Annotated in this window: 24 protein-coding genes; 12 read left to right on the top strand and 12 right to left on the bottom strand. The window is 61.0% G+C overall.

The features are described from left to right. Positions 1-2: 2 nt before the first annotated feature. From N5C09_RS19435 to hypA, 10 genes are all read right to left on the bottom strand, one after another. Positions 3-1,223: an MFS transporter gene (locus N5C09_RS19435; protein ID WP_279749719.1), complete on the bottom strand. Its 1,221-nt coding sequence runs from the start codon at positions 1,221-1,223 to the stop codon at positions 3-5. 15 nt (positions 1,224-1,238) lie between these two features. Next, a complete protein-coding gene (locus N5C09_RS19430; protein ID WP_102750418.1) occupies positions 1,239-2,000 on the bottom strand; it encodes an ABC transporter ATP-binding protein in 762 nt (253 codons plus the stop codon). Next, on the bottom strand, positions 2,000-3,037 hold the full coding sequence (locus tag N5C09_RS19425; RefSeq protein ID WP_063869386.1) for an iron chelate uptake ABC transporter family permease subunit: 1,038 nt from the start codon (positions 3,035-3,037) through the stop codon (positions 2,000-2,002). Before N5C09_RS19425 ends, N5C09_RS19430 begins: the two co-directional genes overlap by 1 nt. Then, positions 3,037-4,035 (bottom strand): ABC transporter substrate-binding protein, encoded by a 999-nt coding sequence (locus N5C09_RS19420; RefSeq protein ID WP_279749702.1) that lies wholly within the window; start codon positions 4,033-4,035, stop codon positions 3,037-3,039. Before N5C09_RS19420 ends, N5C09_RS19425 begins: the two co-directional genes overlap by 1 nt. A 150-nt stretch (positions 4,036-4,185) precedes the next feature. Then, positions 4,186-6,258, bottom strand: coding sequence for a formate hydrogenlyase transcriptional activator FlhA (flhA, locus tag N5C09_RS19415; protein WP_063451870.1), 2,073 nt, complete (start codon positions 6,256-6,258; stop codon positions 4,186-4,188). Positions 6,259-6,318: 60 nt separating this feature from the next. Continuing rightward, positions 6,319-7,329 carry a hydrogenase expression/formation protein HypE gene (gene hypE / locus N5C09_RS19410; protein ID WP_279749701.1) on the bottom strand — a complete coding sequence of 337 codons (1,011 nt, stop codon included), beginning with the start codon at positions 7,327-7,329 and terminating at the stop codon, positions 6,319-6,321. After that, positions 7,326-8,447: a hydrogenase formation protein HypD gene (hypD, locus tag N5C09_RS19405; RefSeq protein ID WP_279749700.1), complete on the bottom strand. Its 1,122-nt coding sequence runs from the start codon at positions 8,445-8,447 to the stop codon at positions 7,326-7,328. The genes hypE and hypD overlap by 4 nt, the downstream gene beginning before the upstream one ends. Before the next feature lie 3 nt (positions 8,448-8,450). Continuing rightward, the gene (locus tag N5C09_RS19400) at positions 8,451-8,723 is read right to left on the bottom strand and encodes a HypC/HybG/HupF family hydrogenase formation chaperone (RefSeq protein WP_063869393.1); all 273 of its coding nucleotides are present in this window, start codon (positions 8,721-8,723) and stop codon (positions 8,451-8,453) included. Then, positions 8,714-9,577, bottom strand: coding sequence for a hydrogenase nickel incorporation protein HypB (hypB, locus tag N5C09_RS19395; RefSeq protein ID WP_112792747.1), 864 nt, complete (start codon positions 9,575-9,577; stop codon positions 8,714-8,716). The genes N5C09_RS19400 and hypB overlap by 10 nt, the downstream gene beginning before the upstream one ends. 3 nt (positions 9,578-9,580) lie before the next feature. Beyond that, the gene (hypA, locus tag N5C09_RS19390) at positions 9,581-9,931 is read right to left on the bottom strand and encodes a hydrogenase maturation nickel metallochaperone HypA (RefSeq protein ID WP_022649168.1); all 351 of its coding nucleotides are present in this window, start codon (positions 9,929-9,931) and stop codon (positions 9,581-9,583) included. Between the two features lie 210 nt (positions 9,932-10,141). Between hypA and hycA the strand changes: the two genes are divergently transcribed. From hycA to hycI, 9 genes are all read left to right on the top strand, one after another. After that, the gene (hycA, locus tag N5C09_RS19385) at positions 10,142-10,606 is read left to right on the top strand and encodes a formate hydrogenlyase regulator HycA (protein WP_063451864.1); all 465 of its coding nucleotides are present in this window, start codon (positions 10,142-10,144) and stop codon (positions 10,604-10,606) included. A 72-nt stretch (positions 10,607-10,678) separates the two neighbouring features. Next, positions 10,679-11,287 (top strand): 4Fe-4S dicluster domain-containing protein, encoded by a 609-nt coding sequence (locus tag N5C09_RS19380; protein ID WP_279749698.1) that lies wholly within the window; start codon positions 10,679-10,681, stop codon positions 11,285-11,287. Continuing rightward, positions 11,284-13,098, top strand: a complete 1,815-nt coding sequence (gene hycC, locus N5C09_RS19375; RefSeq protein WP_279749697.1) for a formate hydrogenlyase subunit 3 — start codon at positions 11,284-11,286, stop codon at positions 13,096-13,098. The genes N5C09_RS19380 and hycC overlap by 4 nt, the downstream gene beginning before the upstream one ends. Before the next feature lies 1 nt (position 13,099). After that, on the top strand, positions 13,100-14,023 hold the full coding sequence (locus tag N5C09_RS19370) for a respiratory chain complex I subunit 1 family protein (RefSeq protein ID WP_279749696.1): 924 nt from the start codon (positions 13,100-13,102) through the stop codon (positions 14,021-14,023). Between the two features lie 15 nt (positions 14,024-14,038). Beyond that, entirely contained in the window at positions 14,039-15,748 is a 1,710-nt protein-coding gene (hycE, locus tag N5C09_RS19365) for a formate hydrogenlyase subunit HycE (protein ID WP_236328594.1), read from the top strand. Between the two features lie 9 nt (positions 15,749-15,757). Next, positions 15,758-16,300 (top strand): formate hydrogenlyase complex iron-sulfur subunit, encoded by a 543-nt coding sequence (locus N5C09_RS19360; protein WP_063451859.1) that lies wholly within the window; start codon positions 15,758-15,760, stop codon positions 16,298-16,300. After that, positions 16,300-17,067 (top strand): NADH-quinone oxidoreductase subunit B family protein, encoded by a 768-nt coding sequence (locus tag N5C09_RS19355; protein WP_028014210.1) that lies wholly within the window; start codon positions 16,300-16,302, stop codon positions 17,065-17,067. The genes N5C09_RS19360 and N5C09_RS19355 overlap by 1 nt, the downstream gene beginning before the upstream one ends. Beyond that, on the top strand, positions 17,064-17,474 hold the full coding sequence (locus tag N5C09_RS19350) for a formate hydrogenlyase maturation HycH family protein (protein ID WP_063869405.1): 411 nt from the start codon (positions 17,064-17,066) through the stop codon (positions 17,472-17,474). The genes N5C09_RS19355 and N5C09_RS19350 overlap by 4 nt, the downstream gene beginning before the upstream one ends. Beyond that, entirely contained in the window at positions 17,467-17,922 is a 456-nt protein-coding gene (gene hycI, locus N5C09_RS19345; protein ID WP_107533599.1) for a hydrogenase maturation peptidase HycI, read from the top strand. The genes N5C09_RS19350 and hycI overlap by 8 nt, the downstream gene beginning before the upstream one ends. 79 nt (positions 17,923-18,001) lie before the next feature. On the opposite strand, the gene N5C09_RS19340 is transcribed toward hycI, so the two are convergent. Together N5C09_RS19340 and ascF are read right to left on the bottom strand one after the other, a co-directional pair. Then, positions 18,002-19,426, bottom strand: coding sequence for a 6-phospho-beta-glucosidase (locus N5C09_RS19340; protein WP_107533598.1), 1,425 nt, complete (start codon positions 19,424-19,426; stop codon positions 18,002-18,004). A gap of 18 nt (positions 19,427-19,444) precedes the next feature. Then, complete coding sequence (gene ascF, locus N5C09_RS19335) at positions 19,445-20,896, bottom strand: PTS cellobiose/arbutin/salicin transporter subunit IIBC (RefSeq protein WP_063451854.1); 1,452 nt, start codon at positions 20,894-20,896, stop codon at positions 19,445-19,447. Between the two features lie 214 nt (positions 20,897-21,110). On the opposite strand from ascF, the gene N5C09_RS19330 reads away from it, so the two are divergent. The 3 genes from N5C09_RS19330 to hypF all read left to right on the top strand — a co-directional run bounded on the left by N5C09_RS19330 (position 21,111) and on the right by hypF (position 25,025). Beyond that, positions 21,111-22,124, top strand: coding sequence for a LacI family DNA-binding transcriptional regulator (locus N5C09_RS19330; protein WP_279749695.1), 1,014 nt, complete (start codon positions 21,111-21,113; stop codon positions 22,122-22,124). Positions 22,125-22,256: 132 nt separating this feature from the next. After that, positions 22,257-22,802, top strand: a complete 546-nt coding sequence (hydN, locus tag N5C09_RS19325; RefSeq protein ID WP_063869411.1) for an electron transport protein HydN — start codon at positions 22,257-22,259, stop codon at positions 22,800-22,802. A gap of 6 nt (positions 22,803-22,808) precedes the next feature. Then, entirely contained in the window at positions 22,809-25,025 is a 2,217-nt protein-coding gene (gene hypF / locus N5C09_RS19320) for a carbamoyltransferase HypF (protein ID WP_279749693.1), read from the top strand. Position 25,026 lies beyond the last annotated feature (1 nt).

The following is a 25,026-nucleotide window of genomic DNA, read 5'->3' as shown; positions in this document are numbered from 1 at the left end:
ACTCAGCGCTGCAATGGGCGACAAATCACGCTCAGGGCGACGGCGCTACACAGCGGAAATACCGCCAGCAGCAGCCAGGGGTAAATGGCTTGCGTTGAGGGCACCAGCGCCTTGTCCAGCAGACTGCCTAACCCTAAATTTCCCGCCAGCACCGCAACGCCGCCGGCGGTGGAGAGCGCGCCATAGTGCGCCCCAAGCGTCGACTCCTCGGCAAAATATGGGATCAAATCTTTTGCCGACGGCACCAGCAACATCTGTCCGAGCGTTAACAGCGTGACGAGGCTTGCGGAGGGCAGCAGGCGCAGCCAGCCTTCCGGTGGCTCAGTCGCCGCAAAGAGCGCCACGCTGGCAAACGAGGCGGAGAGCAGCAAAAAGCCCACCGGTAAAATCCTCACCGCGCCCACTTTTCGGGCGAAGCGGGCGAGGGGCAATTGCAGAACGATAATCAGCACTGAGGCCAGCATAAACAGCGGTCCCAGGTCTTTCTCGCTGCCACCGGCGCGCTGGATCTCCACCGGCAGCGCCAGATAAAGCTGGTTATAGCTTAACAGCCATGAGCTGTACGCAATGATAAAGGCGACGAAACGCGGCTGACGGAACGTCGTCCACCAGGGCAGAATTTTCAGCGGCTTCGTGCTGTGGGGCGCCGCAGGCAGGCAGAAAAAGAGCACCACCAGCGCAACGATAAATATCCCTGCGCCAGCGAGCGCAACCTGGCGAAAACCCAGCCCCGTCAGCAGGGCACCTATCACCGGGCCGAGTACGGCGCCGAGTTCACCGCACACCGCAAACAGCGCAAACCACTCCGCACGGCTGCGTTTACCCGTTGCCTCACTTTGCGTTCCCGCTTTTGCCAGCAGGGCTTCTATTGACGGTGAGAACAGCGCGCCGCCAATGCCCGTCAGACAGGCCCCCAGAATGATGGGCCACAGCGATTGCCCAAAGGCCAGCAGCAGATAACCCGCCACGCGGACAATGCAGCCGCTGAGGATCACGCTCTTCGCGCCAAACCGGTCTGAAAGCGCGCCGCCGACAATAAACATTCCTTGCTGGGAGAAGGTGCGCAGCCCCAGCACCAGCCCGATCAGCCCGCCGGAGAGCAGCATATCGTCACGTAAGAAGATCGCCAGGAAGGGAACGACCGCGTAAAAGCCGATATTAAACACAAACTGGCTGCCCAGCAGAACGGGCGGCCAGAGGGTGGTGGCAGGGCGAAGAGGCATCATTTTAACTTGTCCCTACACGATAAAATGAATGTGCTTTTTGCCGTGGTACGGCGAGATCTCGATTCTGGTTTTCACTCTGAATACGTCCCAGAGGAGTTCCTCGGATAAAATGGCCTGCGGGGTTCCGGTCGCTACAATCTGCCCTTGCTGCATCACGATCAGCGAATCGCAGAACATGGACGCGTGATTAAGATCGTGAATGGCGACGATGCTGGTCACCGGCAGCTCGCTGATGAGCTGCATGAGCTGCATCTGGTGATGAATGTCCAGGTGATTGGTCGGTTCATCCAGCAGGATCTCGGTAGGCGTTTGCGCCAGGGCGCGGGCGATATGTACCCGCTGACGCTCGCCGCCGGATAAGCTCAGCCAGCCCTGTTCGCTGCGATCCAGCATATCCACGCGTTGCAGGGCGGCGGTGACGGTTTCGTCATCCTGCGCGCTCCAGTTCGAGAAGGGGGAGTGGTGCGGAATACGCCCCAGTTTGACCACGTCACGCACGCGCATATTGGCGTCGGTCATTCCGTGCTGTTCAACAAACGCCACGCGGCGCGCCAGCTGCTTTTTGGCGATGCGGGCAATGTCCTGTCCGTCGAGCGTTACGCATCCGGCATCCGGGCGACGCAGGCCCGCCAGAATGCGCAACAGCGAGGATTTACCGCAGCCGTTAGGGCCAAGCAGACCCACCGTTTCGCCCTGGGAAACCTTCAGCGAAACATTATTCACGATAACCTTTTTACCTACCTTCCAGGTGATATTGTCGGCGCAGATGCTCATCATTTATTCCTTGAGCGGTAGATAATCACGGCGAAGAACGGTACGCCCACCAGCGCGGTAACGACGCCAACCGGCAGGCTTTGCGGGGCAATCAGCATCCGCGAGGCGATGTCGGCCAGCACCATCAGGATCGCCCCCGCCAGCGCGCTGGCTATCAGCAGCGTGCGGTGCAGCGGCCCGAACAGGAAACGCATAACGTGCGGCACGACCAGCCCCACAAAACCAATCGAGCCCGCCATACTGACGATGGTCGCGGTGATCAGGGCCGTGGTGGTGAACAAGGCCAGGCGCACCCAGGGCACGGCAATGCCCAGCGAGGCGGCGGCATCATCACCAAAGGTAAAGGCGTCCAGCGCGCGGGAGTAGTAAAGACAGACGGCAAGCCCCGCCAGCACGACCACCAGCGCCAGCTGAAACTCAGGCCAGCGTACGCCGCTAAAGCTGCCCAGCAGCCAGAACATCACGTCGCGCGCCTGCTGTGCGCTGGCAGAGGTGCTGATGGTATAGGCGGTGATGGCGTTAAACAGCTGAGAGGCCGCCACGCCCGCCAGAATGGTACGTTCATTGCCGCCGCGCGCGCCGTTCGTCAGAAAGGCGACAAACGCAAAGGCGGCGAACGCCCCGGCAAACGCACCCGCAGAAAGGGACACCGCGCCGGTGCCGAGACCCAACACGACGACCGAGACTGCGCCCGTTGACGCCCCCGCCGACACGCCGAGCACGTAAGGTTCCGCCAGCGCATTCTTCAACAGGCTTTGCAGCACGGCGCCGCAAATGGCTAACCCGGCGCCGCAGCACGCCGCCACCAGCGCCCGGCTGAGGCGAAAGTCCCAGATCACGCTCTCATAGATGCGGTTGAGCGGAACGTCGGTCAGCCCCAGCTTATTGCTGATGGCGTAGAACACGTTGTTCAGCGGGATAGACAGCTCGCCGAGGCTCACGCCAAAAGCGATCGCCAGAAACAGCAGCACGAACGCGAGCAGGCACGACGCGGTCAGGAAGACGCCCTGACGCATCTGAAGTACGGCGGTGGTCATCAGTTCAGTCCCAGTTTTCTGAGCTGTTCGCCGACCTGTTCAGCACCGTAAAGCGTGCGGATCGTCGGGTTCATGGCCTGACCATCCATTATCACGATATGACCTTTCTTCACCGCGTCGAGCTGGCTGACGGCAGGATCGCTTTTCAGGAATTTGATTTTTTCTTCGGCGTTATCCAGTGCCCAGCGGTTACGATCCAGGCTTGAAACCACAATCACGTCCGGATTGGTGGCAATAATGCTTTCCCAGCCCACGGTCGGCCATTCGGTTTCAGAAGTAATGGCGTTATGGCCGCCCAGCACGTTGGCAATAAAGCCGGAGGCACTGTTTTTACCGCCTACATAGGCGTCAGCCGAAGGCGAGGAGCTTGAGAACCAGAAAACAAAGGAGAGGTCTTTTTTGTTTTTGCCAAATTCCTGGCGCAGGTCTGCTTCACGTTTTTTGAAATCGGCGATAACGGCCTGGCCGCGCGCTTCGACGTTGAAAATTTTAGCGAAATCTTCGATCTCTTTATAAAGGTAGGTCATGTCCCACAGCTTCTGACGGCTGCCGTACATGTCGCCCGCTGCTTTTTTGGTGGCGCACATGCCCGGCGACAGGTAGCTGTTTACCCCCACGGTCGCCAGATCTTCTCGTTTGGCAACCTTGCTTTCCGGTCCGAGCAGCAGCGGCAGCTGAGCAGGTACGAAGTCGGGGTTTTGCGAAAGGATGGATTCAAGGGTCGGGATTTCTACCGTCAGGGTGTTGATTTTGGCATTTTGCTCCGCCAGCTGCGGCAAGACTTTGGTCGGCCAGAACGCGCTGGCTTTCACCTTATCTTCCAGACCCAGCAGCAACAAAATCTCAACGGTATTCTGACCCAGGGCAACGACGCGCTCGGGCGCTTTGGTGAATGTCTCTTTATACCCGCAGTTTTCTATCGTGAGCGGGTACGTGGTAGCCAGAGCTGTACTCATTGATGCAACCGCCAGGCCTAACGCACAGAGAACCTTTTTCATTAAACGCTACCCTTCATTAAAATTATGTTGATGCAAATGAAACGCATTATTAAGGCGGAATTTTATACAGAGGAAAATATATTGTGTCAATGTGGAACAATTACGCAGAGTAATGAAAAGCGGCGCCATGAAAGGCGCCGGAATGACGGGTTAAATCAGGCTCTCTTTATCAATTCCCAAACGCTTCATGCGCGAGAGCAGGGTGGTGCGCTTCAGCCCCAGCCGTTGCGCCGCGCCTTTCGGTCCGGCCACCACGCCGTTGGTCTCTTTCAGTACGCGCAAAATCAGCTGATATTCATCTTCGCCTTCCTGCGCGACTTCTGCCGAAAGCGTGGGGGCTTCCTGATGGGTGACCTCAGGCAAAGAGAGCTGAAGGACGTTCCCGCGCGTCAGCAGTACCGCGCGCTCAATAACGTTTTCCAGCTCGCGGACGTTCCCCGGCCACTCCATCGCCGAAAGGGTACGTAGCGTTTCAGCAGGAATACTGTCGATATTCCGCCCCATCCGGCGGGCAATCTTCGCGGTAAAGGCCTTCACCAGCAGGGGGATATCTTCCGGGCGCTCGCGCAGCGGCGGCAGGCAAATCGGGAACACGTTCAGGCGATAGTAAAGATCGCTGCGAAACTCGCGGTCGGCGACCATTTTTTTCAGATCGCGGTTGGTGGCGGCAATCAGACGCACGTCGGTCTGGATCAGCTTATTGCTGCCGAGACGCTCAAACTCCTGCTCCTGCAAAACGCGCAGCAGCTTAGGCTGAAGCTCCAGCGGCATATCGCCCACTTCGTCGAGGAACAAAGAGCTTTTATCCGCCAGCTCAAAACGGCCCAGCCGCTGGCTGCTGGCGCCGGTAAAGGCGCCGCGCTCGTGGCCGAACAGATCGCTTTCCAGCAAGCCAGCTGGCATCGCCGCGCAGTTCATCTTCACCATCCGGCGGCTGTTGCGGTTACTCAGGTTGTGGATCGCCCGGGCAATCAGCTCTTTCCCGGTGCCGGTTTCACCGAGGATCAGCACCGTGCTGTCGCTCTGGGCCACCATCTCCACCTGCTTAAGCACGCTGTACATGGCATCGCTGCGCCCGATGATTTCGCCAAACTCGCTGTCCACGTTGTTGAGCTGCTCGGTCAGCGCCAGGTTTTCGTCCACCAGCCGCTCTTTCAGGCGGTGGATCTCCTGATAGGCGAGGGCGTTATCCAGCGCGATGGAGATACGCTCGGCGATCTGGCGCAGCAGCTTCAGGTTGGCGGTGGTGAATACGGCTTCATCGCACTGCGCCAGTTTGAGCACGCCGAGCATGGTGTTGCCGGACATCAGCGGCAGCAGGCACAGGGTCTGGATCTTGTTGCCCCAGGTGTTAAACAGCATCCGCTCGTAGGGTGCTACCGGATCCTGCTCGCTCAGGTTCAACAGCAGGATCTCTTTGCTTTTAAATACCCGTTCAGACAAGGTTCCCGCTTCGTCCACCTCGCTCTGCTCGTGCGCCGGGTTAGCTTCATCAAGGTAGTGGGTGGAGTAGATGTTCAGCTTGCCTTTCCGGTTCCCGCGCAGCGCGATGCTGATGGCGTCGATCCTGAAATAGTGATGGATCTCTTTGGCGACTTCGCTCACCAGCTCGTCCATATCGAGACGCGAGAGTACGGCATTGGTGATGGCGACCAGAATGCGGAAGTTATCGCGCTCGCGGCTCAGCAGGTCGTAATCCACGTTATTGGTGACGCGGCTTTGGATCTGCTCTGCCACGACGGACACAATCTGCGTGAAGGTATGCAACCGCTCGTACTCCGCCTCGGTCCAGGGCTGGTCGGTAGTGCGGATAAACTCGCAGCCGCCAAAAATTTGCCCCTCCACCGCCAGCGGCAGCATGCTGTAGTGGCCGAACGGATGATAAAGGTTGCTCTCTGCCAGCTTCGGCCAGGCCTGGCGAAACTGATCAAAATTGCAGTGCAGGGCTTCCGGGCGGGAGAGAATACGCCGCACCGGGCCGTGGGCCAGAAACGTTTCATCTTCATATTCGAAGATTTTGCCGTTATCACGCGTTGAGAAATAGCTCGCGCGGTGGGTTGCGCTATGCCAGAGCACAATGGCGGCGCTGTCCGCCAGCGCTGACTGCCTGACCAGCCGGGTCAGGGCATCGCTCAATGCGCCAAGGTCGGGCTGTTGTAAAAGTATGCGCGTGATGTCAAACAGGCCCTGCTGTCCAAGATCGCTCATCGGTGTATACGGCATTATTGCTTTCCAATAGAAACTGGCAAAAAAAACGTCAGCGCTGACCGCTTTTGGCGCGGTCTAGCAAATTCGGGGTAACGGTTCAGCGTGCGGCAGATCCAGCGTGCGCTTCACGCCGTATAGCCCGGTCAGGCGCACCCCTTTGCGCTCAACCACTTCACCTATAATGGCGGCCTCTTTCCCTAAAGGATGGGCACGTAGCTGCTCCAGCACCGCCCCGGCAGGCTGGCGTTCCACGCCAATCACCAGCTTGCCCTCGTTGGCAAAGTTAAGCGGGTCAAGTCCCAGCAGTTCGCACAGGCCGCGAACGGCAGGCCTGACGGGCAGGCTGCGCTCGTTAAGCTCAACACCACAGCCACTGCTGGCGGCAAACTCATGCACCACGGCATTGACGCCGCCTCGGGTGGCGTCGCGCAGCGCTTTTACGCCGGGCACCGTTCGCAGCGTCTGGATCAGCGGCGTGAGAACCGCGCAGTCACTGCGCAGATCGCCGTCCAGCCCCAGGCCTTCGCGCAGGTTCAGGATGGTTGCCCCGTGGCAGCCCAGCGTTCCGCTGACGATCAGCACGTCGCCCACCGAAAGCCGCTGCGCGCCCCAGTGAATGTCGGCAGGGATAGCGCCCATGCCGGCGGTGTTAATGAAGAGCTTATCCGCCGCGCCGCGCTGTACCACCTTGGTATCCCCGGTCACGATAGCGATCCCCGCCTCGCGGGCGGTGTGCGCCATGCTGTTGACCACTGCCGCGAGCGTCTCCATCGGTAATCCTTCTTCGAGGATAAACCCGCACGAGAGGTAGCGCGGAATGGCGCCGCTGACGGCCACGTCGTTTGCCGTGCCGCAGACGGCGAGCTTGCCGATATCGCCGCCCGGGAAGAACAGCGGGTCAATCACGTAGCTGTCGGTGGAGAACGCCAGCCGGTCGCCGTGTGCGGTGAGGGTTGAGAGCGCGATGCGCGCCTGATCCTCCTGCTCGGCGAGCCAGGGGTTATTAAAGGCTTCCATGAACAACCGGTTAATCAGCTGCTGCATCGCCTGTCCACCGCTTCCGTGCGCCATTTCCACCGTGTTCATGCTTCACACTCCTGGTTGCGATAGTGATACCACGCGGCGCATGCCCCTTCGGAGGAGACCATCAGCGCGCCAAACGCGGTTTGCGGGTTACAGGCGTTGCCAAATAACGGGCAGTGATGAGGTTTACATTTGCCGGTGAGCACGTCGCCACAGCGGGCGCGGGGATCGTCGCACGCCTGCTGCGGCTGCGGGCGGAAATGCGCTTCGGCGTCGAAGGCGCGATACGCAGGCGTCAGGTGCACACCGGATTCCGCAATCAGCCCCAGCCCGCGCCATTCGCCGTCGCCTTCCACCCTAAACACGTCGGCTATCGCCTGCTGTGCCCGTCTATTTCCGGCATCGGGCACCACGCGGCGATACTGATTTTCCACCGCACTCAGGGCCGCTATTTTCTGCTCAACCAGCATGGTCACGCCTTGCAGTAGATCAAGTGGCTCGAATCCAGCCACCACTAACGGACGATTGTACTGTTCAGCAATAAAACCGTAGGCGTCTGTGCCGATGACCATGCTGACGTGGCCCGGCGCCAGAAACGCGTCGATGCCGTTATCCGGCGCGTCAAGCAGGCTGCGCAGCGTGGGGATCAGCGTGATGTGCTGGCAGAAAAAGAAAAAGTTAGTGATGTTGCGGGCTTTCGCCTGCTGGAGGGTGATGGCGGTGGCGGGCATGGTGGTTTCAAAACCCAGCCCGAAAAAGACGACCTTGCGGTCAGGATTAGCCTCTGCCAGCGTCAGGGCATCCATCGGGGAGTAGACAATCCGCACGTCCGCGCCCCGCGCCTTCGCCTGGAGCAGCGAGCCATTTTTCCCCGGCACGCGCATCGCGTCGCCAAAGGTGCAAAAAATCACGCCGGGCCGGCTGGCGATGTCGAGACAGCTGTCGATGCGCCCCATCGGCAGCACGCACACCGGACAGCCGGGGCCGTGGATAAACTCGATGTTCTCCGGCAGTAGCTGGTCGAGACCAAATTTGAAGATGGCGTGGGTGTGGCCGCCGCAGACTTCCATGATCCGCAGCGGTCGGTCTGCCGTGTAGTCCAGCAGCGACGCGCGGGATTTCAGGCGATCGATAAGCTGCAACACCCGCTCAGGCGCCCGATATTCATCAACGTAACGCATGTGCTATCGTTCCTCCCCATACAGCAGGGCGCCCACGTCCGGCTCAACGTCGAACATATTCTGTAGCGCGTCCAGCGTGTCGCGGGCTTCTTCTTCATTAATCACGCTCATGGCAAACCCCACGTGGACCAGTACCCACTGGCCGAGACGCGATGCGCCGGTTTCGTCGTGGCTGCCCACCAGCGTCAGGTCGACATCACGCAGGATGCCGCAGACCTCCACCCTGGCCTGATTGCCGTCAATGGAATGAATTTGTCCGGGAACGCCTATGCACATCGTTCGCTCTCCAGCCAGTTCAGCCAGGCGTCCATCCCGTCACCGCGCGTGGCGGAAACCAGCAGGATCTCAATGTCCGGGTTCACTTCCCGGGCGTAAGCCACGCACTTATCCACGTCGAAGTTGAGGTACGGCAGCAGGTCGACTTTGTTCAGCAGCATGAGGGAGGCGGCGGCAAACATATGCGGATACTTCAGCGGCTTGTCCTCTCCTTCCGTAACGGAGAGCACCGCCACTTTATGCCGTTCGCCAAGGTCGAAGCTTGCCGGGCACACCAGGTTGCCGACGTTTTCGATAAACAGAATGCCGTGCGCTTCCAGCGGCAGGCGCGGGGCGGCGTCGGCAATCATCTGCGCATCCAGGTGACAGCCCTTGCCGGTGTTAACCTGAATGGCGGGCGTGCCGGTTTCGCGGATGCGCGCCGCATCGTTAACGGTTTGCTGATCGCCTTCGATCACCGCGCACGAGATGCGTTGGTTCAGCCGTTTGAGGGTTTCGGTCAGCAGGGTGGTTTTACCGGAGCCGGGGCTGGAGACCAGGTTGAGCACCACCTGTTGACGGGCCGCAAAGCGGGCGCGGTTGCGGGCGGCGAGCTGGTTATTTTTATCCAGCACGTCGATCTCCACCTCCAGCATCTGGCGCTGGCTCATGCCCGGCGCGTGGGTACCCGCTTCGCCGTGGCCGTAATGCAGGTCGCCCGCGTCGGAACGCTGCGGCGCAAAGGTGATGCCGGTCAGTGTCGCCGCGGGACGCGGGGCAGGGGAAAAGGGCGCGGAGCGAAACGCGGAGTGAGGACGGTGTTCATCCCCTTCTATATACAGGTTGCCTTCGGCGCAACCGCAGGTACTACACATAACTTACTCCTTCTCGATTTCGAGGCGCTGGATCTGCATGCCGTCATCCGCCACGATGCGCAGCCCGCTGCTCTGGCACTGCGGACAACGCTGCACTTTCGATGAAAGCAGCGTGACGTACTGCTGACACTGCTCGCACCAGCACTCAGCCTGCTGCTCCTCGATATGCAGCGCGCAGCCTTCCGCCAGCGTGCCGCGGCACACCAGTTCAAAACAGAAGGTGAGGGCGCTGGTCTCGACGCAGGAAAAGGCGCCGACCTTCAGCCAGACGCCGGTCACGCGTTTTGCGTGGTTCTGCACAGCCTGCTGTTCGATAAGTTCCAGGGCCCGCTGGCAGAGGGTGATTTCGTGCATGACGCCTCCTTAATGAATTGCCCCTTCAATGCAATAACGGTGCCAGCTTGGTTTTGGTTACGGCGTGACGATGTCAACGCTGTCGAAATGACACGTCGACACCGCGGCGGTGACAGTATGCTTCCCTATATAATCCATTTAAATCAATCAATTAAAAACTGGCACGAAATCTGCTTAACAGCCGCTAACTCCATTAACCGGATACCTTTTATGACTATTTGGGAAATTAGCGAAAAAGCGGATTACATCGCGCAACGTCATCAGCAGCTCCAGGAGCAATGGCACCTGTACTGCAATTCACTGATCCAGGGGATTACGCTGTCGAAGGCCCACCTGCATCACGCCATGAGCTGTGCAGCGCAGGGGGACATGCGCTTTGTGCTGTTCGGTCACTTTACGATTTACGTCACCCTGGCGGAGACCTTCAACAGCCACACGATTGAGTACTACGTCGAGACGAAAGAGGGCGACAGGCACTGCATCGCCCGGGCGCAGCTGATGGCCGACGGCATGGTGGACGGTCACGTCAGCAACCGCGATCGCCAGCAGGTGCTGGAGCACTATCTGGAGAAAATCGCGCCGGTTTACAACGGCCTCTACGCCGCCGTTGAGCATGATCGGCCGATCAACCTGAAACAGCTGATCGACGGAAAATCCTCAGCGAACGTGGCCTGAAAAACGCGTGTCGAGAAGTGTCGATAAGACAGTTTTTTTCGTCAAAAATGACCATCACCAGAGGATTGCCCGGTGAACCGTTTTGTAATTGCTGACTCGACGGTCTGTATTGGCTGTCGGACCTGTGAGGCGGCGTGCTCGGAAACGCACCGCCTGCACGGGCTCCAGTCCATGCCGCGCCTGCGCGTCATGCGTAATGAGAAAGAGTCTGCCCCGCAGCTCTGTCACCACTGTGAAGATGCCCCGTGCGCGGGCGTCTGTCCCGTCAACGCCATCACCCGCGTCGATGGCGCAGTGCAGCTGAACGAAGGCCTGTGCGTGAGCTGCAAGCTGTGCGCCATCGCCTGTCCGTTCGGTGCCATTGAATTTTCCGGCAGCCGTCCGCTGCATATTCCGGCGAATGCCAACACCCCGAAAGCGCCGCCTGCGCCACCGGCTCCGGCACGCGTGAGCACGCTGCTGGACTGGGTGCCGGGCGTGCGTGCCGTCGCGGTGAAGTGCGACCTGTGCAGCTTTGATGAGCAGGGCCCGGCCTGCGTGCGGACCTGCCCGACCCGGGCGCTGGTCCTGGTTAACATTCGCGATATTGCCCGCACCAGCAAGCGTAAGCGCGAGCTGACCATTAATACCGACGTCGGCGATCTTTCGCTGCTGCGGGCGCTAAACGAGGGGGCGAAATGAACGCGATAGTAATGATGACCAGCGGCGTGGCCTGGTTTGCCGCCGCCGCGGTCCTGGGGCCGATCGTCTCCTTCCATAAAACGCTGAGCGGCTGGATCGCCGGCATCGGCGGGGCGGTCGGCAGCCTGATGACGCTGGCGGCGGGCGGCGTTGTCCTGATCGACGGCCAACCCGTCGACACAACCCTTCCGCTGATTCACCACGCCGTTGAACTCACGCCGCTGAACGCCATCTGGCTGGTGACCTTTGGCCTGTGCGGGCTGTTTATCAGCCTGTTTAATATCGACTGGCACCGCCATCAGCAGACCAAAGCGAACGGCCTGCTGGTTAACCTGCTGATGGCCGCCGCGGTCTGCACGGTTATCGCCAGCAACCTTGGCGCGCTGGTGGTGATGGCCGAAATCATGGCGCTGTGCGGCGTGTTCCTGACCGGATGCAGCGCCTCCGGCAAGCTGTGGTTTGCACTCGGACGCCTCGGCACGCTGCTGCTGGCGCTGGCCTGCTGGCTGGTGTGGCAGCGTTTCGGCACCCTGGACTTTGCCGCGCTTAACGGCCAGACGCTGGGCAACGACGTCTGGCTGCTGGGCGTCGTCGGCTTTGGCCTGCTGGCCGGGATTATCCCGCTGCACGGCTGGGTTCCGCAGGCGCATGCGAACGCCTCTGCGCCCGCCGCTGCGCTGTTTTCGACGGTGGTAATGAAGGTCGGTCTGTTCGGCGTTCTTATGATAACCCTGACGGGCGGTCAGCCGCCGCTGTGGTGGGGCGTGGCGCTGCTGATTGCGGGGATGATCACCGCCTTTGTCGGCGGGCTGTACGCCCTGATGGAGCACAACATCCAGCGCCTGCTGGCGTACCACACCCTGGAAAACATCGGGATTATCCTGCTCGGCATGGGCGCGGGCGTCACCGGGCTGGCGCTCAACCAGCCAGCGCTGATTGCCGCCGGGTTTATCGGCGGTCTGTATCACCTCGTCAACCATAGCCTGTTTAAAAGCACCCTGTTCCTCGGCGCGGGCAGCGTCTGGTTCCGCACCGGGCACCGCGATATCGAAAAGCTCGGCGGCATGGGTAAAAAGATGCCCGTCATTTCGCTGGCAATGCTGGTGGGGCTGATGGCGATGGCCGCGCTGCCGCCGCTGAACGGCTTTGCCGGAGAGTGGGTGATTTACCAGTCCTTCTTCGCGCTCGGTCAGAGCGACGCGTTTATCGGGCGTTTACTTGGCCCGCTGCTGGCGGTGGGCCTGGCGCTCACCGGCGCGCTGGCGGTGATGTGCATGGCGAAGGTCTACGGCGTCACCTTCCTCGGCGCGCCGCGCACCCGCGAAGCGGAAAACGCCTGCTGCGCCCCGGTACTGATGGCCACCAGCGTGGTCGCGCTGGCGCTGTGCTGCATCGCGGGCGGGGTTGCTGCGCCGTGGCTGCTGCCGCTGCTGGGCCACGCCATTCCGCTGCCGCTGGCGACGGCGCATACCGTCGTTTCCCAGCCGATGATGGCGCTGCTGCTGATTGCCGCACCGCTGCTGCCGTTCGTGCTGATGCTGTTCTTCAGACGTGACCGTCTCGCCTCCCGCTCGCGCGGCGCGGCGTGGGCCTGCGGTTACGAACACGAGCCGTCGATGGTTATCACCGCCCACGGTTTTGCCATGCCGGTGAAGGAGAACTTTGCCGCCGTGCTGAAGCTGCGCCAGTGGCTTAATCCGCAGGGCTGGGTGCCGGGCTGGCAGAGCGCTGCCGTGCCCGTGCTGTTCCGCCGACTGGCGCTGATCGAGCTGGCGGTGCTGGTGGTGATTGTGATTTCACGAGGAGCCTGACATGAGTCTGTTACTGGCAATTCTTCAGGCGGTGGTGCTGTTCGCCGCCGCGCCGCTGCTGTCGGGCATCACGCGCGTGGCGCGCGCCCGAATGCACAACCGTCGCGGGCCTGGCGTGCTCCAGGAGTACCGCGATCTCTTCAAGCTGCTCTCCCGCCAGAGCGTTGCGCCGGATGCCGCAGGCTGGGTGTTCCGCCTGACGCCGTTTGTGATGGTCGGCGTGATGCTGACCATAGCCACCGCGCTGCCGGTGATCACGGTAGGCTCGCCGCTGCCGGTGCTCGGCGATCTGATCACGCTCATCTACCTCTTCGCTATCGCGCGCTTCTTCTTTGCGATTGCGGGCCTGGATACCGGCAGCCCGTTTACCGGGATCGGCGCCAGCCGCGAGGCGATGCTCGGCGTGCTGGTGGAGCCGATCCTGCTGCTGGGGCTGTGGGTGGCCGCGCAGGTTGCAGGTTCGACCCACATCAGCTTTATCACCGACACCGTTTACCACTGGCCGGTGGCCCGCTCCATCCCGCTCGTGCTGGCACTCTGCGCCTGCGCGTTTGCCACGTTTATTGAGATGGGTAAGCTGCCATTCGATCTCGCGGAAGCGGAGCAGGAGCTACAGGAAGGGCCGCTTACCGAGTACAGCGGCTACGGCTTTGCGGTGCTGAAGTGGGGCATCAGCCTTAAGCAGCTCGTCGTGTTGCAGATGTTCGTGGGCGTTTTCTTCCCGTGGGGGCAGATGACGCACTTCTCTGCGGGCGGCCTGCTGCTGGCCGTGGTGGTGGCCGCGCTCAAGCTGATTATCGGCGTGCTGGTCATCGCCCTATTTGAGAACAGCATGGCGCGCCTGCGTTTTGCAGCAACCTCGCGCATCACCTGGGCCGGTTTTGGTTTTGCATTTTTAGCGTTCGTCTCCTTGCTGGTGGCGTGATTAAAGAGAGTATTTATGTCTGAAGAAAAGAAAGGTCAGCAGTATCTCGCCGCGTTGCATCAGGCTTTCCCCGGCGTGGTGCTGGAGGAATCCTGGCAAACCAAAGACCAGGTAACCATTACCGTAAAGGTGAACTATCTGCCGGAAGTAGTGGAGTTTCTTTACTACCAGCAGGGCGGGTGGCTGTCGGTGCTGTTCGGCAACGACGAGCGCCAGCTCTGCGGCAACTATGCGGTGTATTACGTGATGTCGATGGAGCAGGGCGAGAAGTGCTGGCTCACCGTGCGCGTCGAGGTCGACCCGAATAAGCCGGAATACCCGTCCGTGACGCCGCGCGTTCCTGCCGCCGTCTGGGGCGAGCGCGAGGTGCGCGACATGTACGGCCTGGTGCCGGTCGGCCTGCCGGACGAGCGTCGTCTGGTGCTGCCGGACGACTGGCCGGATGAACTCTATCCGCTGCGCAAGGACAGCATGGACTACCGCCAGCGTCCGGCCCCGACCACCGACAGCGAAACCTACGAGTTCATCAACGAGCTGGGCAGCAAGAAGAACAACGTGGTGCCGATCGGCCCGCTGCACGTCACCTCTGACGAACCGGGCCACTTCCGCCTGTTCGTTGACGGCGAAAACATCATCGACGCCGACTACCGCCTGTTCTACGTCCACCGCGGCATGGAGAAGCTGGCGGAAACCCGCATGGGCTACAACGAGGTCACGTTCCTCTCAGACCGCGTGTGCGGCATCTGCGGCTTCGCCCACAGCACCGCCTACACCACCTCGGTGGAGAACGGCATGGGGATCGTGGTGCCGGAGCGCGCGCAGATGATCCGCGCCATTCTGCTGGAGGTGGAGCGCCTGCACTCGCACCTGCTGAACCTCGGCCTGGCCTGCCACTTCGTCGGCTTTGACTCCGGGTTTATGCAGTTCTTCCGCGTGCGCGAAGCGTCGATGAAAATGGCGGAAATTCTCACCGGGGCGCGTAAAACCTACGGCCTGAACCTGATCGGCGGGATCCGCCGCGACCTGCTTAAAGACGACATGATCAAGACCCGCCAGCTGGCGCAGCAGATGCGTCGCGACGTGCAGGAGCTGGTGGACATGCTGCTCAGCACGCCAAACATCGAGCAGCGCACCGTCGGGATTGGTCGTCTTGATCCGGAAATTGCCCGCGACTTCAGCAACGTCGGCCCGATGGTGCGCGCCAGCGGCCACGCCCGCGACACCCGCGCAGATCACCCGTTCGTCGGCTACGGCCTGCTGCCGATGACCGTGCACAGCGAACAGGGCTGCGACGTGATTTCTCGTCTCAAGGTGCGTATCAACGAGGTCTACACCGCCCTGAACATGATCGACTTTGGCCTGGATAACCTGCCGGGCGGTCCGCTGATGGTGGAAGGCTTCACCTATATTCCAAACCGCTTTGCCCTCGGCTTTGCCGAAGCGCCGCGCGGGGATGATATCCACTGGAGCATGACCGGCGACAACCAGAAGCTCTACCGCTGGCGCTGTCGTGCGGCGACCTACGCCAACTGGCCTACCCTGCGCTATATGCTGCGCGGCAACACGGTCTCTGACGCGCCGCTGATCATCGGCAGCCTCGATCCGTGCTACTCCTGCACCGACCGCATGACGGTGGTGGACGTGCGTAAGAAGAAAAGCCAGGTGGTGCCGTACAAAGAGCTTGAGCGTTACAGCATTGAGCGCAAGAACTCGCCGCTGAAATAAGGACTCGCCATGTTTACCTTTATCAAAAAAGCGATCAAAACCGGCGCGCAGACCAGCAGCTATCCGCTGGAGCCGATCCCGGTGGATAAAAACTTTCGCGGCAAGCCGGAGCATAACCCGCAGCAGTGCATCGGCTGCGCGGCCTGCGTCAACGCCTGCCCGTCGAACGCCTTAACGGTGGAAACGGACCTCAAAACCGGCGAGCTGGCCTGGCAGTTTAACCTCGGGCGCTGCATCTTCTGCGGGCGCTGCGAGGAGGTTTGCCCGACGGTCGCCATCCGACTTTCTCAGGAGTACGAGCTGGCGGTGTGGAAAAAAGAGGATTTTCTCCAGCAGTCGCGTTTTGCGCTGTGCACCTGCCGCGTCTGCAAGCGTCCGTTCGCCGTGCAAAAAGAGATCGACTACGCTATCGCGCTGCTGAAGCACAACGGCGACGCCCGCGCGGAGCAGCACCGTGAAAGTTTCGAAACCTGCCCGGAGTGTAAGCGTCAGAAGTGCCTGCTGCCGTCTGACCGCATCGATTTAACCCGCCATATGAGAGAGGCCAGCTGATGGAAAACTTACTCGGCCCGCGCGACGATAACGGCATTCCGGTGCCGCTGACGGTGGAGGAGTCCATCGCCAGCATGAAGGCGTCGCTGCTGAAAAAAATCAAACGCTCGGCCTACGTTTACCGCGTGGACTGCGGCGGCTGCAACGGCTGTGAGATCGAGATCTTCGCCACCCTGTCGCCGCTGTTTGACGCCGAGCGCTTCGGCATCAAAGTGGTGCCGTCTCCGCGCCATGCGGACATTCTGCTGTTTACCGGGGCGGTGACCCGCGCCATGCGATCGCCCGCGCTGCGCGCCTGGCAGTCTGCGCCGGACCCGAAAATCTGCATCTCCTACGGCGCCTGCGGCAACAGCGGCGGCATCTTCCACGATCTTTACTGCGTCTGGGGCGGCACCGACAAAATCGTGCCGGTGGATGTCTATATTCCAGGCTGCCCGCCGACGCCCGCCGCCACGCTGTACGGCTTTGCGATGGCGCTCGGCCTGCTGGAGCAGAAGATCCACGCCCGCGCCCCTGGCGAGATCGACAACCAGCCCGCGGCCATTCTGCATCCGGACATGGTGCAGCCGCTGCGCGTGAAGGTGGACCGCACGGCGCGCAGGCTGGCGGGCTACCGATACGGGCGTCAGATTGCCGACGATTACCTGCGCCTGCTGAGCCAGGGCGACCATCAGGTGGCGCGCTGGCTGGAGGCGGAAAACGATCCGCGTCTCAATGAAATCGTGGCGAACCTGAACAGCATTGTGGATGAGGCGCGTATCCGATGAGTGAAACGGTGGTGTTCAGCCAGCTGAGCCGTAAATTTATTGATGAGAACGACGCCACGCCGGATGCGGCGCAGCAGGTGGTCTATTACAGCCTGGCGATTGGGCACCACCTCGGGGTGATCGACTGCCTTGAAGCGGCGCTCAGCTGCCCGTGGCCGGAATATCTGGCATGGATCGCCACGCTGGAGGAGGGTAGCCCGGCGCGGCGCAAGATGGAGGGCGTACCGAAGTACGGCGAGATCGTTATTGACGCCAACCATATCACGATGCTCGCCAACGCCTTTGACGCGGCGCTCGGCAGGCAAACCCCGGCGCAGCAGGCGTGGAGCAAAACGCTGCTCGGCATGCTGCACGATATTCATCAGGAGAGCGCCATCTACCTGATGGTGAGGAGATTACGTGACTGACGTTTTACTGTGTGTCGGCAACAGCATGATGGGCGACGACGGCGCGGGCCCGCTGCTGGCGGAGATGTGTGGCGCAAAACCGCAGGGCGACTGGGTGGTAATCGACGGCGGCAGCGCGCCGGAAAACGACGTGGTGGCCATTCGCGAGCTGCACCCGGAAAGGCTGTTGATTGTCGATGCCACCGATATGGGGCTGAACCCGGGCGAAATCCGCCTGATTGACCCGGACGACATCGCCGAGATGTTTATGATGACCACCCACAATATGCCGCTGAACTACCTGGTCGATCAGATTAAAGGTGATGTGGGCGAGGTGTTGTTTTTAGGGATCCAGCCGGACATTGTCGGGTTTTATTACCCGATGACGCCGCCGGTGAAGGCGGCGGTGGAGGAGGTGTATTCGCGGCTGGCGGGGTGGGTTGGGGACGGCGGGTTTTCTCCGCTCTGAGCAGTGCCGGGTGGCGGCTACGCCTTACCCGGCCTACAAAACCGTAGGCCTGGTAAGCGCAGCGCCACCGGGCAACTGGCTACGCCAGATCCGCCCCGTTACTCGCAATCACCTTCTTATACCACCAGAACGATTTCTTACGCTTTCTCTCCAGCGTCCCGTTGCCGGCGTCGTCGCGGTCGACGTACACAAACCCGTAGCGCTTGCTCATCTCCCCCGTTGAGGCAGACACCAGGTCAATGCAGCCCCAGGTGGTGTAGCCCATCAGCGGCACGCCGTCCGCAATTGCATCGCCCATCGCGCGGATATGCTCGCGCAGGTAGCTGATGCGGTAGTCGTCGTGGATCTCGCCGTTTTCATCAATGACGTCCTTCGCGCCGAGGCCGTTTTCCACCAGGAACAGCGGCTTCTGGTAGCGGTCGTACATCATGTTCATGGTGATGCGCAGGCCGAGAGGATCAATACCCCAGCCCCACTCGCTTACCTGAACGTGCGGGTTACGCAGAGACTTCACAATGTTCGCCGCGCTGGTGTTGCCCGCGTTCATGTCCGCCGACGCACAGCGCGAGGCGTAATAGCTGAACGAGACAAAATCGACGGTGTTTTTCAGCAGTTCGTCGTCGCCGGGATCTTTCACAATCACGACGCCTTTTTCGCGGAACACGCGAGCAGAGTAGGCCGGATAGCTGCCGCGCGCCTGCACGTCGATGAAGAACAGGTTCTCGCGATCTTTCTCCAGCGCCGTCCACACGTCTTCCGGCTTGCAGGAGTACGGGTAAAAATTGCCGCCCGCCAGCATGCAGCCGACCTGGTTTTCCGGGTTGACCTCGTGGGCGATTTTGGTCGCCAGCGCGCTCGCCACCAGCTCGTGGTGCGCGGCCTGGTATTTCACCTGATCCTCGTTTTCACCTTCCTCAAACACCAGCCCCGCGCCGGAGAACGGGCTGTGCAGCATGATGTTGATTTCGTTGAAGGTCAGCCAGTATTTCACCAGCCCGTTAAACGCCTCGAAGCAGGTGCGGGCGTAGCGGGCGAAGAAATCCACCATTTTGCGGTTGCGCCAGGAGCCGTATTCCGTCACCAGGTGCATCGGCACGTCGAAATGGCACAGGGTCACCAGCGGCTCGATGTTGTACTTTTTGCACTCCTCAAACACCGCCCGGTAGAAGGCGATGCCCTCTTTATTTGGCAGCGGCTCGTCGCCGTTCGGATAGAGGCGGCTCCAGGCAATCGAGGTGCGGAACACCGTAAAGCCCATCTCCGCCATCAGGGCGATGTCTTCTTTGTAGCGATGGTAAAAATCAATCGCCTCGTGGCTCGGGTAAAATTCGTCGTCACGCAACGAAAACCGTTTTTCCTTACCGACCTTTACCGCCAGACGGTGTGCGCCATGGGGGATCATATCGACCGTCGTCAGTCCTTTGCCGCCTTCACGGTAAGCACCTTCACTCTGGTTGGCGGCAAGCGCGCCGCCCCATAAAAATCCTTGTGGAAAAACAGACATTCTTACCTCGCTTTCAGTTTATGCTTCTGCTGCTTTGTTCTGGACCGGTGCGGTTTGCAGGGCGCGTGCTTTTTCGGCTTCGTCTTCAACCGGAATATCCTCGAACCCTAACAGCAGGGTCAGGACAAACGACAGCACGACCGCCAGCCCCATCACGCCAAACACCCAGACGATAGTCATCGGGTTGGCCGGATCGAAGAACTGCACGCTGGTGAACAGCCCCGGCGCCGCCATTGAGTGGCTGGCAAGGCCTGCCATGCCTGCGACCGCACCGCAGATAAAGCCACTGATCAGGCTCGCAATCAGCGGGCGCTTCAGACGTACCGCCACGCCGTACAGGGCCGGTTCAGAGATCCCCGCCATGATGGCGGAGGCCGCTGCCGCCAGCGCCGTCTGGCGCAACTCCGGGTTTTTCGTTTTCCACGCCACCGCCAGCGACGAGCCGCCGAGCGACAGGTTAGCGCCGATTTCCGACGGCATTACCATCCCTTCTTTGCCCGTTTCGGCAATGGTCTGGATGATGGTTGGCGTAAAGACGCGGTGCATCCCGGTCATCACCAGCAGCGGCCACAGCGCGCCCATGATGGCAACGGACAGCCAGCCCAGATAGCCGTGGATGGTGTAGACCAGCGCCGAGATGGCGCTACCGATCCAGATCCCCAGCGGGCCAATCAGCACGATGGCGAGCGGGGCGGCAATCAGCACGATCAGCATCGGCTTCAGGAAGTTTTTCGTCACCGCCGGGGTAATTCTGTCCACCCAGCGTTCGATATACGACAGGCACCAGGTCATGACCAGGGCCGGGATCACCGTGTAGGTGTATTTCACCGCCGTCACCGGGATCAGCGCGAACTCAACGTGCTCGCCCTGCGCGGCTTTCGCCATCAGCTCGATAAAGCTCGGGTGAACCAGCACGCCCGCAATGGCAATCGCCAGCGACATGTTGGTTTTGAACTTCACCGCTGCGGAAGCCGCCACCATCAGCGGCAGGAAGAAGAAGGCTCCGTCGCCGATGACCGTCAGAATGGTGAGCGTCGGCGCGCCTTTTTCCAGCACGCCGGTCATTTCGAGGATCATCGCCAGCAGTTTGACCATCGAGCCACCGATGATCGCCGGGATCAGCGGCGACATAGTGCCGATCAGCGCGTCGAGGATCCCCGCGCCAATCCGGCGCAGCGTGAGTTTCTGTGGACCTTCCGGTACGGCAGGTTGCAGGTTGGCTGGCAGCAGGTTCACCACTTCACGGTACGCCTGGGACACGGTATTGCCAATAATCACCTGGCACTGGTTGTCGTTGCGCACCACGCCGAGCACGCCGCTGATGCTTTTCAGGCGCGCGGCGTCGGTAAGGCTTTCGTCTTTCAGAACGAAGCGCAGGCGCGTCATGCAGTGGGTGACGGCGACGATGTTGTCTTTGCCGCCCAGCGCGCTGACAACGTCGTTTGCCAGCGCGGCGTAGTTTTTGGCCATCGGAAATGTTCCTGTTATCGTTGTGTGAAATGTAGGAAACCGGTTTCACATAATCATCATGAGTTTCTTTTGATCGCACAAGATCGCTTTTTATGCATTTTTTCGTTTCGTGATGACGATCACTCGTGACCGTAAAAAGCGTGACAACGCTGCTGCGACAATTTTTCTGCGGTGAAGTACACTGCGGCTCATCGGTTTTGAAGGGAATAACACTATGACCACGATGCTGGAAGTGGCGAAGCGGGCGGGCGTGTCGAAAGCGACGGTTTCCCGGGTGCTGTCGGGTAACGGTTACGTTAGCCAGGAGACCAAAGACCGGGTATTTCAGGCCATCGAAGAGAGCGGGTATCGTCCCAATTTGCTGGCGCGTAACCTAGCGACCAAACGCACCCAGACCCTGGGGCTGGTGGTGACGAACACCCTTTACCACGGCGTCTACTTTAGCGAGCTGCTGTTTAACGCCGCGCGGATGACGGAAGAAAAAGGGCGGCAGCTGATCCTCGCCGACGGCAAGCACAGCGCCGAAGAAGAGCGCGAGGCGATCCAGTACCTGCTGGATATGCGCTGCGATGCGGTGATCATCTACCCGCGTTTTCTGAGCGTGGAAGAGCTGGACGAGATTATCGACAAATGCGAGCAGCCGATCGTGGTGCTCAACCGCCGTTTGCGGAAAAACAGCAGCCACAGCGTCTGGTCCGATCATAAAGCGTCGTGTCAGGACGCGGTTTCGCAGCTGATCGCGAAAGGCCACCGGGGCATTGCGTTTATCACCGGCTCGCTGGATTCACCGACCGGCGTGGAGCGTCTCTCCGGCTACCGGGACGCCCTGGCGCAGCACGGCATTGCCCTGCGCGACGCGCTGATCGCCGAAGGGAAGTGGAGCCCGGCCAGCGGCGCGGCGGCGGTCACACAGCTGCTCAGCCGTGGCGAAGCGTTTACCGCACTGGTGGCGAGCAATGACGATATGGCGATCGGTGCCATCAAGCAGCTGCACGAGAGCGGCGTCGCCATGCCGGACGCGGTGTCCGTCATCGGCTTTGACGACGTGGCGATTGCGCCCTACATCGTGCCGTCTCTCTCCAGCGTGCGCATTCCGGTGACGGCAATGATCCAGGAGACCATCAGCCGCCTGATTTTCATGCTCGACGGCGGTGAGTTTAAATACCAGCAAACCTTCTCCGGCGAGCTTGTCCTGCGCGACTCCGTTACTGACGGCCCGCATCGCTGACGTCGACATCTGTCATCGTCACTAATGACGATGACAGCGATCAACGTTATTTATCTTCTATTAAATCAATAAATTAAAAACTGGCACGGTTTATGAATAGCTTCGCGCATAACAGTGATGCCGGAGAAGCAGATGAACCGTTTTATCATGGCCGATGCCAGTAAATGCATTGGTTGCCGTACCTGTGAGGTTGCGTGCGTGGTGTCCCATCAGGCAGAGCAGGATTGCGCCGCTCTGACTCCCGACACTTTCCTGCCGCGCATTCACGTCATTAAAGGCGTGAATATTTCCACCGCCGCTATCTGTCGCCAGTGCGAAGATGCGCCGTGCGCCAACGTCTGTCCGAACGGCGCGATTAAGCGCGAGAAAGGTTTTGTACACGTGATGCAGGAACGCTGCATCGGGTGCAAAACCTGCGTGGTGGCGTGTCCGTATGGCGCGATGGAGGTGGTGGTTCGCCCGGTGGTGCGCAACAGCGGTATCGGGCTGAGCGTGCGCGCGGAGAAAGCCGAAGCCAATAAATGTGACCTCTGCTACCACCGCGACGCCGGTCCGGCCTGTATGGAAGCCTGTCCGACGCATGCGCTGGTCTGCGTCGATCGCGACAAGCTCGAACAGATGAGTGCCGAAAAACGCCGCCGCGCGGCGTTCGACACCTCGTCATCGCTGCTGTTTTAAGCTGCAATGCGCGTGAACGGCGTACAGCTTCGGGTGCGCGGCAAAGTACAGGGCGTGGGGTTTCGGCCCTTCGTCTGGCAGCTGGCGCATCGGCTGAAGCTGACAGGCGACGTGTGCAACGACGGAGAGGGGGTCCTGGTGCGTCTCGCGGGCAGTGGGGGTGACTTTACCGCGAGACTGCGCCAGGATTGCCCACCGCTGGCGCGTATCGATCACGTTGAAACGCAGCCGTTCAGCTGGACGACGCTGCCGGACGCGTTTGTCATCCGCCACAGCGAGAGCGGGGCGATGGACACGCAAATCGTCCCGGATGCCGCCACCTGCCCCGCGTGCCTGGCGGAAATGCGCGATCCCCGCGAACGTCGCTATCGCTACCCGTTTATCAACTGCACCCACTGCGGCCCGCGTTTCACCATCATCCGCGCCATGCCGTATGACCGACCGGCCACGTCGATGGCCCCATTTCCCCTCTGTCCGCCGTGCGAAACGGAATACCGCAATCCGGCCGATCGCCGTTTTCACGCCCAGCCGGTGGCCTGCCCGGACTGTGGACCGCAGCTGGAGTGGCGAGCCGGAGACACAGTTGCCACTCGCGAATCGGCCTTAAACGCGGCGGTGGAGAGGCTGAAAAACGGCGGGATCGTGGCGGTTAAAGGGCTGGGAGGATTTCATCTGGTCTGCGACGCGCTTAACCCCCGGGCGGTACAGACGTTGCGGGCACGCAAGCAGCGCCCGACGAAGCCGCTGGCGGTGATGATCCCCCATGCGGATGATCTGCCGCAGGCCATTCAGACGCGGTTACGCTCTTCCGCTGCGCCGATTGTGCTGGCGCCAAAAGCCTCTCTTCCCGCGTTTCCTGAGGAGATTGCCCCGGGGCTGAATACGGTCGGCGTGATGCTGCCCGCGAACCCGATCCAGCACTTGTTAGTGATGGCGTGCCGGCGCCCGCTGGTGATGACCTCCGGTAACCTCAGCGGTCGCCCGCCCGCCATCACCAACCCGCAGGCGCTGGAAGCGCTCCGCGACGTGGCTGACGGTTTCCTGCTGCACAACCGCGACATTCTGCAACGGATGGATGATTCGGTGATGGATCAGGAGGGCGCAATGCTGCGTCGCGCGCGGGGTTTTGTGCCGGATGCCATCACATTACCCGCCGGATTTCGCGATATCCCTCCCATGCTGTGCACCGGCGCGGACATGAAAAATACCTTCTGCCTGGTGCGCGGCAGCCAGGCGGTGCTGAGCCAGCATTTTGGCAACCTTCGCGACGAGGGCGTTGACGCCCAGTGGCGCGCGGCGCTGGCGCTGATGCAGCAGATTTACGCTTTTCAGCCGGAACGCGTGGTGTGCGATGCCCATCCCGGATATCACGCCCAACGGTGGGCGCAGGCGCAGGGGCTGCCCGTTGCAACCGTGCTGCATCATCACGCGCATGCGGCAGCGTGTCTGGCGGAGAACGGCTGGCCGCTGGACGGCGGGGATGCTATTGCCCTGACGCTGGACGGGATAGGCATGGGCGAGAATGGCGCGCTGTGGGGCGGCGAGTGCCTGCGGGTGAACTATCTCGACTGCGAACGGCTGGGCGGTCTGCCAGCCGTTGCGCTGCCCGGGGGCGATCTGGCAGCGAAACAGCCGTGGCGCAATTTGCTCGCCCACTGTCTGGCGTTCGTACCCGACTGGCAGCAGTACCCGGAAACAGAGGCGGTACAGCGTCAAAACTGGCCGCTGCTGGCAACGGCGGTGTCACGCGGTATCAATGCGCCGCTGGCCTCTTCCTGTGGTCGTCTGTTCGACGCCGTGGCCTGTGCGCTGGGCATTGAAACGCAGCGCTATGAGGGCGAAGCCGCGTGCCGGCTGGAGGCGCTGGCCGAACGGTACGCGGGAGTCGATCATCCGGTGACGCTACAGGCGGATAACCTCACGCTGTTCTGGCAGCAGTGGCTGGCCTGGCGGGCGGAACCCGGCGAGCGCGCCTGGGCATTTCACGATGCGCTGGCGAAGGGGCTGAGTGAACTGGCGGCAACGCATGCGCGCCGACTGTCGCTCTCTACGGTGTGCTTCAGCGGAGGCGTCCTTCACAATCGCCTGCTGCGCGCGCGCCTTCGTCATTACCTTTCTGATTTCACGCTTCTGTTTCCTTCGCGCCTGCCCGCAGGTGACGGAGCGATCTCCTTCGGGCAGGCGGTGGTTGCTGCCGCCCGGTCATGTTCACAAAGGATTTAAA

This window comes from Enterobacter sp. GD03975 (genome assembly GCF_029838645.1).
Classification (GTDB): Bacteria; Pseudomonadota; Gammaproteobacteria; order Enterobacterales; family Enterobacteriaceae; genus Enterobacter; species Enterobacter quasihormaechei.
This window is presented reverse-complemented; position numbering and strand designations above follow the sequence as displayed.

Excerpts from the sequence above, each read along its gene's own strand:
- N5C09_RS19435 (WP_279749719.1), bottom strand. The coding sequence starts at position 1,223 with ATGCCTCTTCGCCCTGCCACCACCCTCTGGCCGCCCGTTCTGCTGGGC.
- N5C09_RS19430 (WP_102750418.1), bottom strand. The coding sequence starts at position 2,000 with ATGAGCATCTGCGCCGACAATATCACCTGGAAGGTAGGTAAAAAGGTT.
- N5C09_RS19425 (WP_063869386.1), bottom strand. The coding sequence starts at position 3,037 with ATGACCACCGCCGTACTTCAGATGCGTCAGGGCGTCTTCCTGACCGCG.
- N5C09_RS19420 (WP_279749702.1), bottom strand. The coding sequence starts at position 4,035 with ATGAAAAAGGTTCTCTGTGCGTTAGGCCTGGCGGTTGCATCAATGAGT.
- flhA (WP_063451870.1), bottom strand. The coding sequence starts at position 6,258 with ATGCCGTATACACCGATGAGCGATCTTGGACAGCAGGGCCTGTTTGAC.
- hypE (WP_279749701.1), bottom strand. The coding sequence starts at position 7,329 with ATGAACACGGTGGAAATGGCGCACGGAAGCGGTGGACAGGCGATGCAG.
- hypD (WP_279749700.1), bottom strand. The coding sequence starts at position 8,447 with ATGCGTTACGTTGATGAATATCGGGCGCCTGAGCGGGTGTTGCAGCTT.
- N5C09_RS19400 (WP_063869393.1), bottom strand. The coding sequence starts at position 8,723 with ATGTGCATAGGCGTTCCCGGACAAATTCATTCCATTGACGGCAATCAG.
- hypB (WP_112792747.1), bottom strand. The coding sequence starts at position 9,577 with ATGTGTAGTACCTGCGGTTGCGCCGAAGGCAACCTGTATATAGAAGGG.
- hypA (WP_022649168.1), bottom strand. The coding sequence starts at position 9,931 with ATGCACGAAATCACCCTCTGCCAGCGGGCCCTGGAACTTATCGAACAG.
- hycA (WP_063451864.1), top strand. The coding sequence starts at position 10,142 with ATGACTATTTGGGAAATTAGCGAAAAAGCGGATTACATCGCGCAACGT.
- hycC (WP_279749697.1), top strand. The coding sequence starts at position 11,284 with ATGAACGCGATAGTAATGATGACCAGCGGCGTGGCCTGGTTTGCCGCC.
- N5C09_RS19370 (WP_279749696.1), top strand. The coding sequence starts at position 13,100 with ATGAGTCTGTTACTGGCAATTCTTCAGGCGGTGGTGCTGTTCGCCGCC.
- hycE (WP_236328594.1), top strand. The coding sequence starts at position 14,039 with ATGTCTGAAGAAAAGAAAGGTCAGCAGTATCTCGCCGCGTTGCATCAG.
- N5C09_RS19360 (WP_063451859.1), top strand. The coding sequence starts at position 15,758 with ATGTTTACCTTTATCAAAAAAGCGATCAAAACCGGCGCGCAGACCAGC.
- N5C09_RS19355 (WP_028014210.1), top strand. The coding sequence starts at position 16,300 with ATGGAAAACTTACTCGGCCCGCGCGACGATAACGGCATTCCGGTGCCG.
- N5C09_RS19350 (WP_063869405.1), top strand. The coding sequence starts at position 17,064 with ATGAGTGAAACGGTGGTGTTCAGCCAGCTGAGCCGTAAATTTATTGAT.
- N5C09_RS19340 (WP_107533598.1), bottom strand. The coding sequence starts at position 19,426 with ATGTCTGTTTTTCCACAAGGATTTTTATGGGGCGGCGCGCTTGCCGCC.
- ascF (WP_063451854.1), bottom strand. The coding sequence starts at position 20,896 with ATGGCCAAAAACTACGCCGCGCTGGCAAACGACGTTGTCAGCGCGCTG.
- N5C09_RS19330 (WP_279749695.1), top strand. The coding sequence starts at position 21,111 with ATGACCACGATGCTGGAAGTGGCGAAGCGGGCGGGCGTGTCGAAAGCG.
- hydN (WP_063869411.1), top strand. The coding sequence starts at position 22,257 with ATGAACCGTTTTATCATGGCCGATGCCAGTAAATGCATTGGTTGCCGT.
- hypF (WP_279749693.1), top strand. The coding sequence starts at position 22,809 with ATGCGCGTGAACGGCGTACAGCTTCGGGTGCGCGGCAAAGTACAGGGC.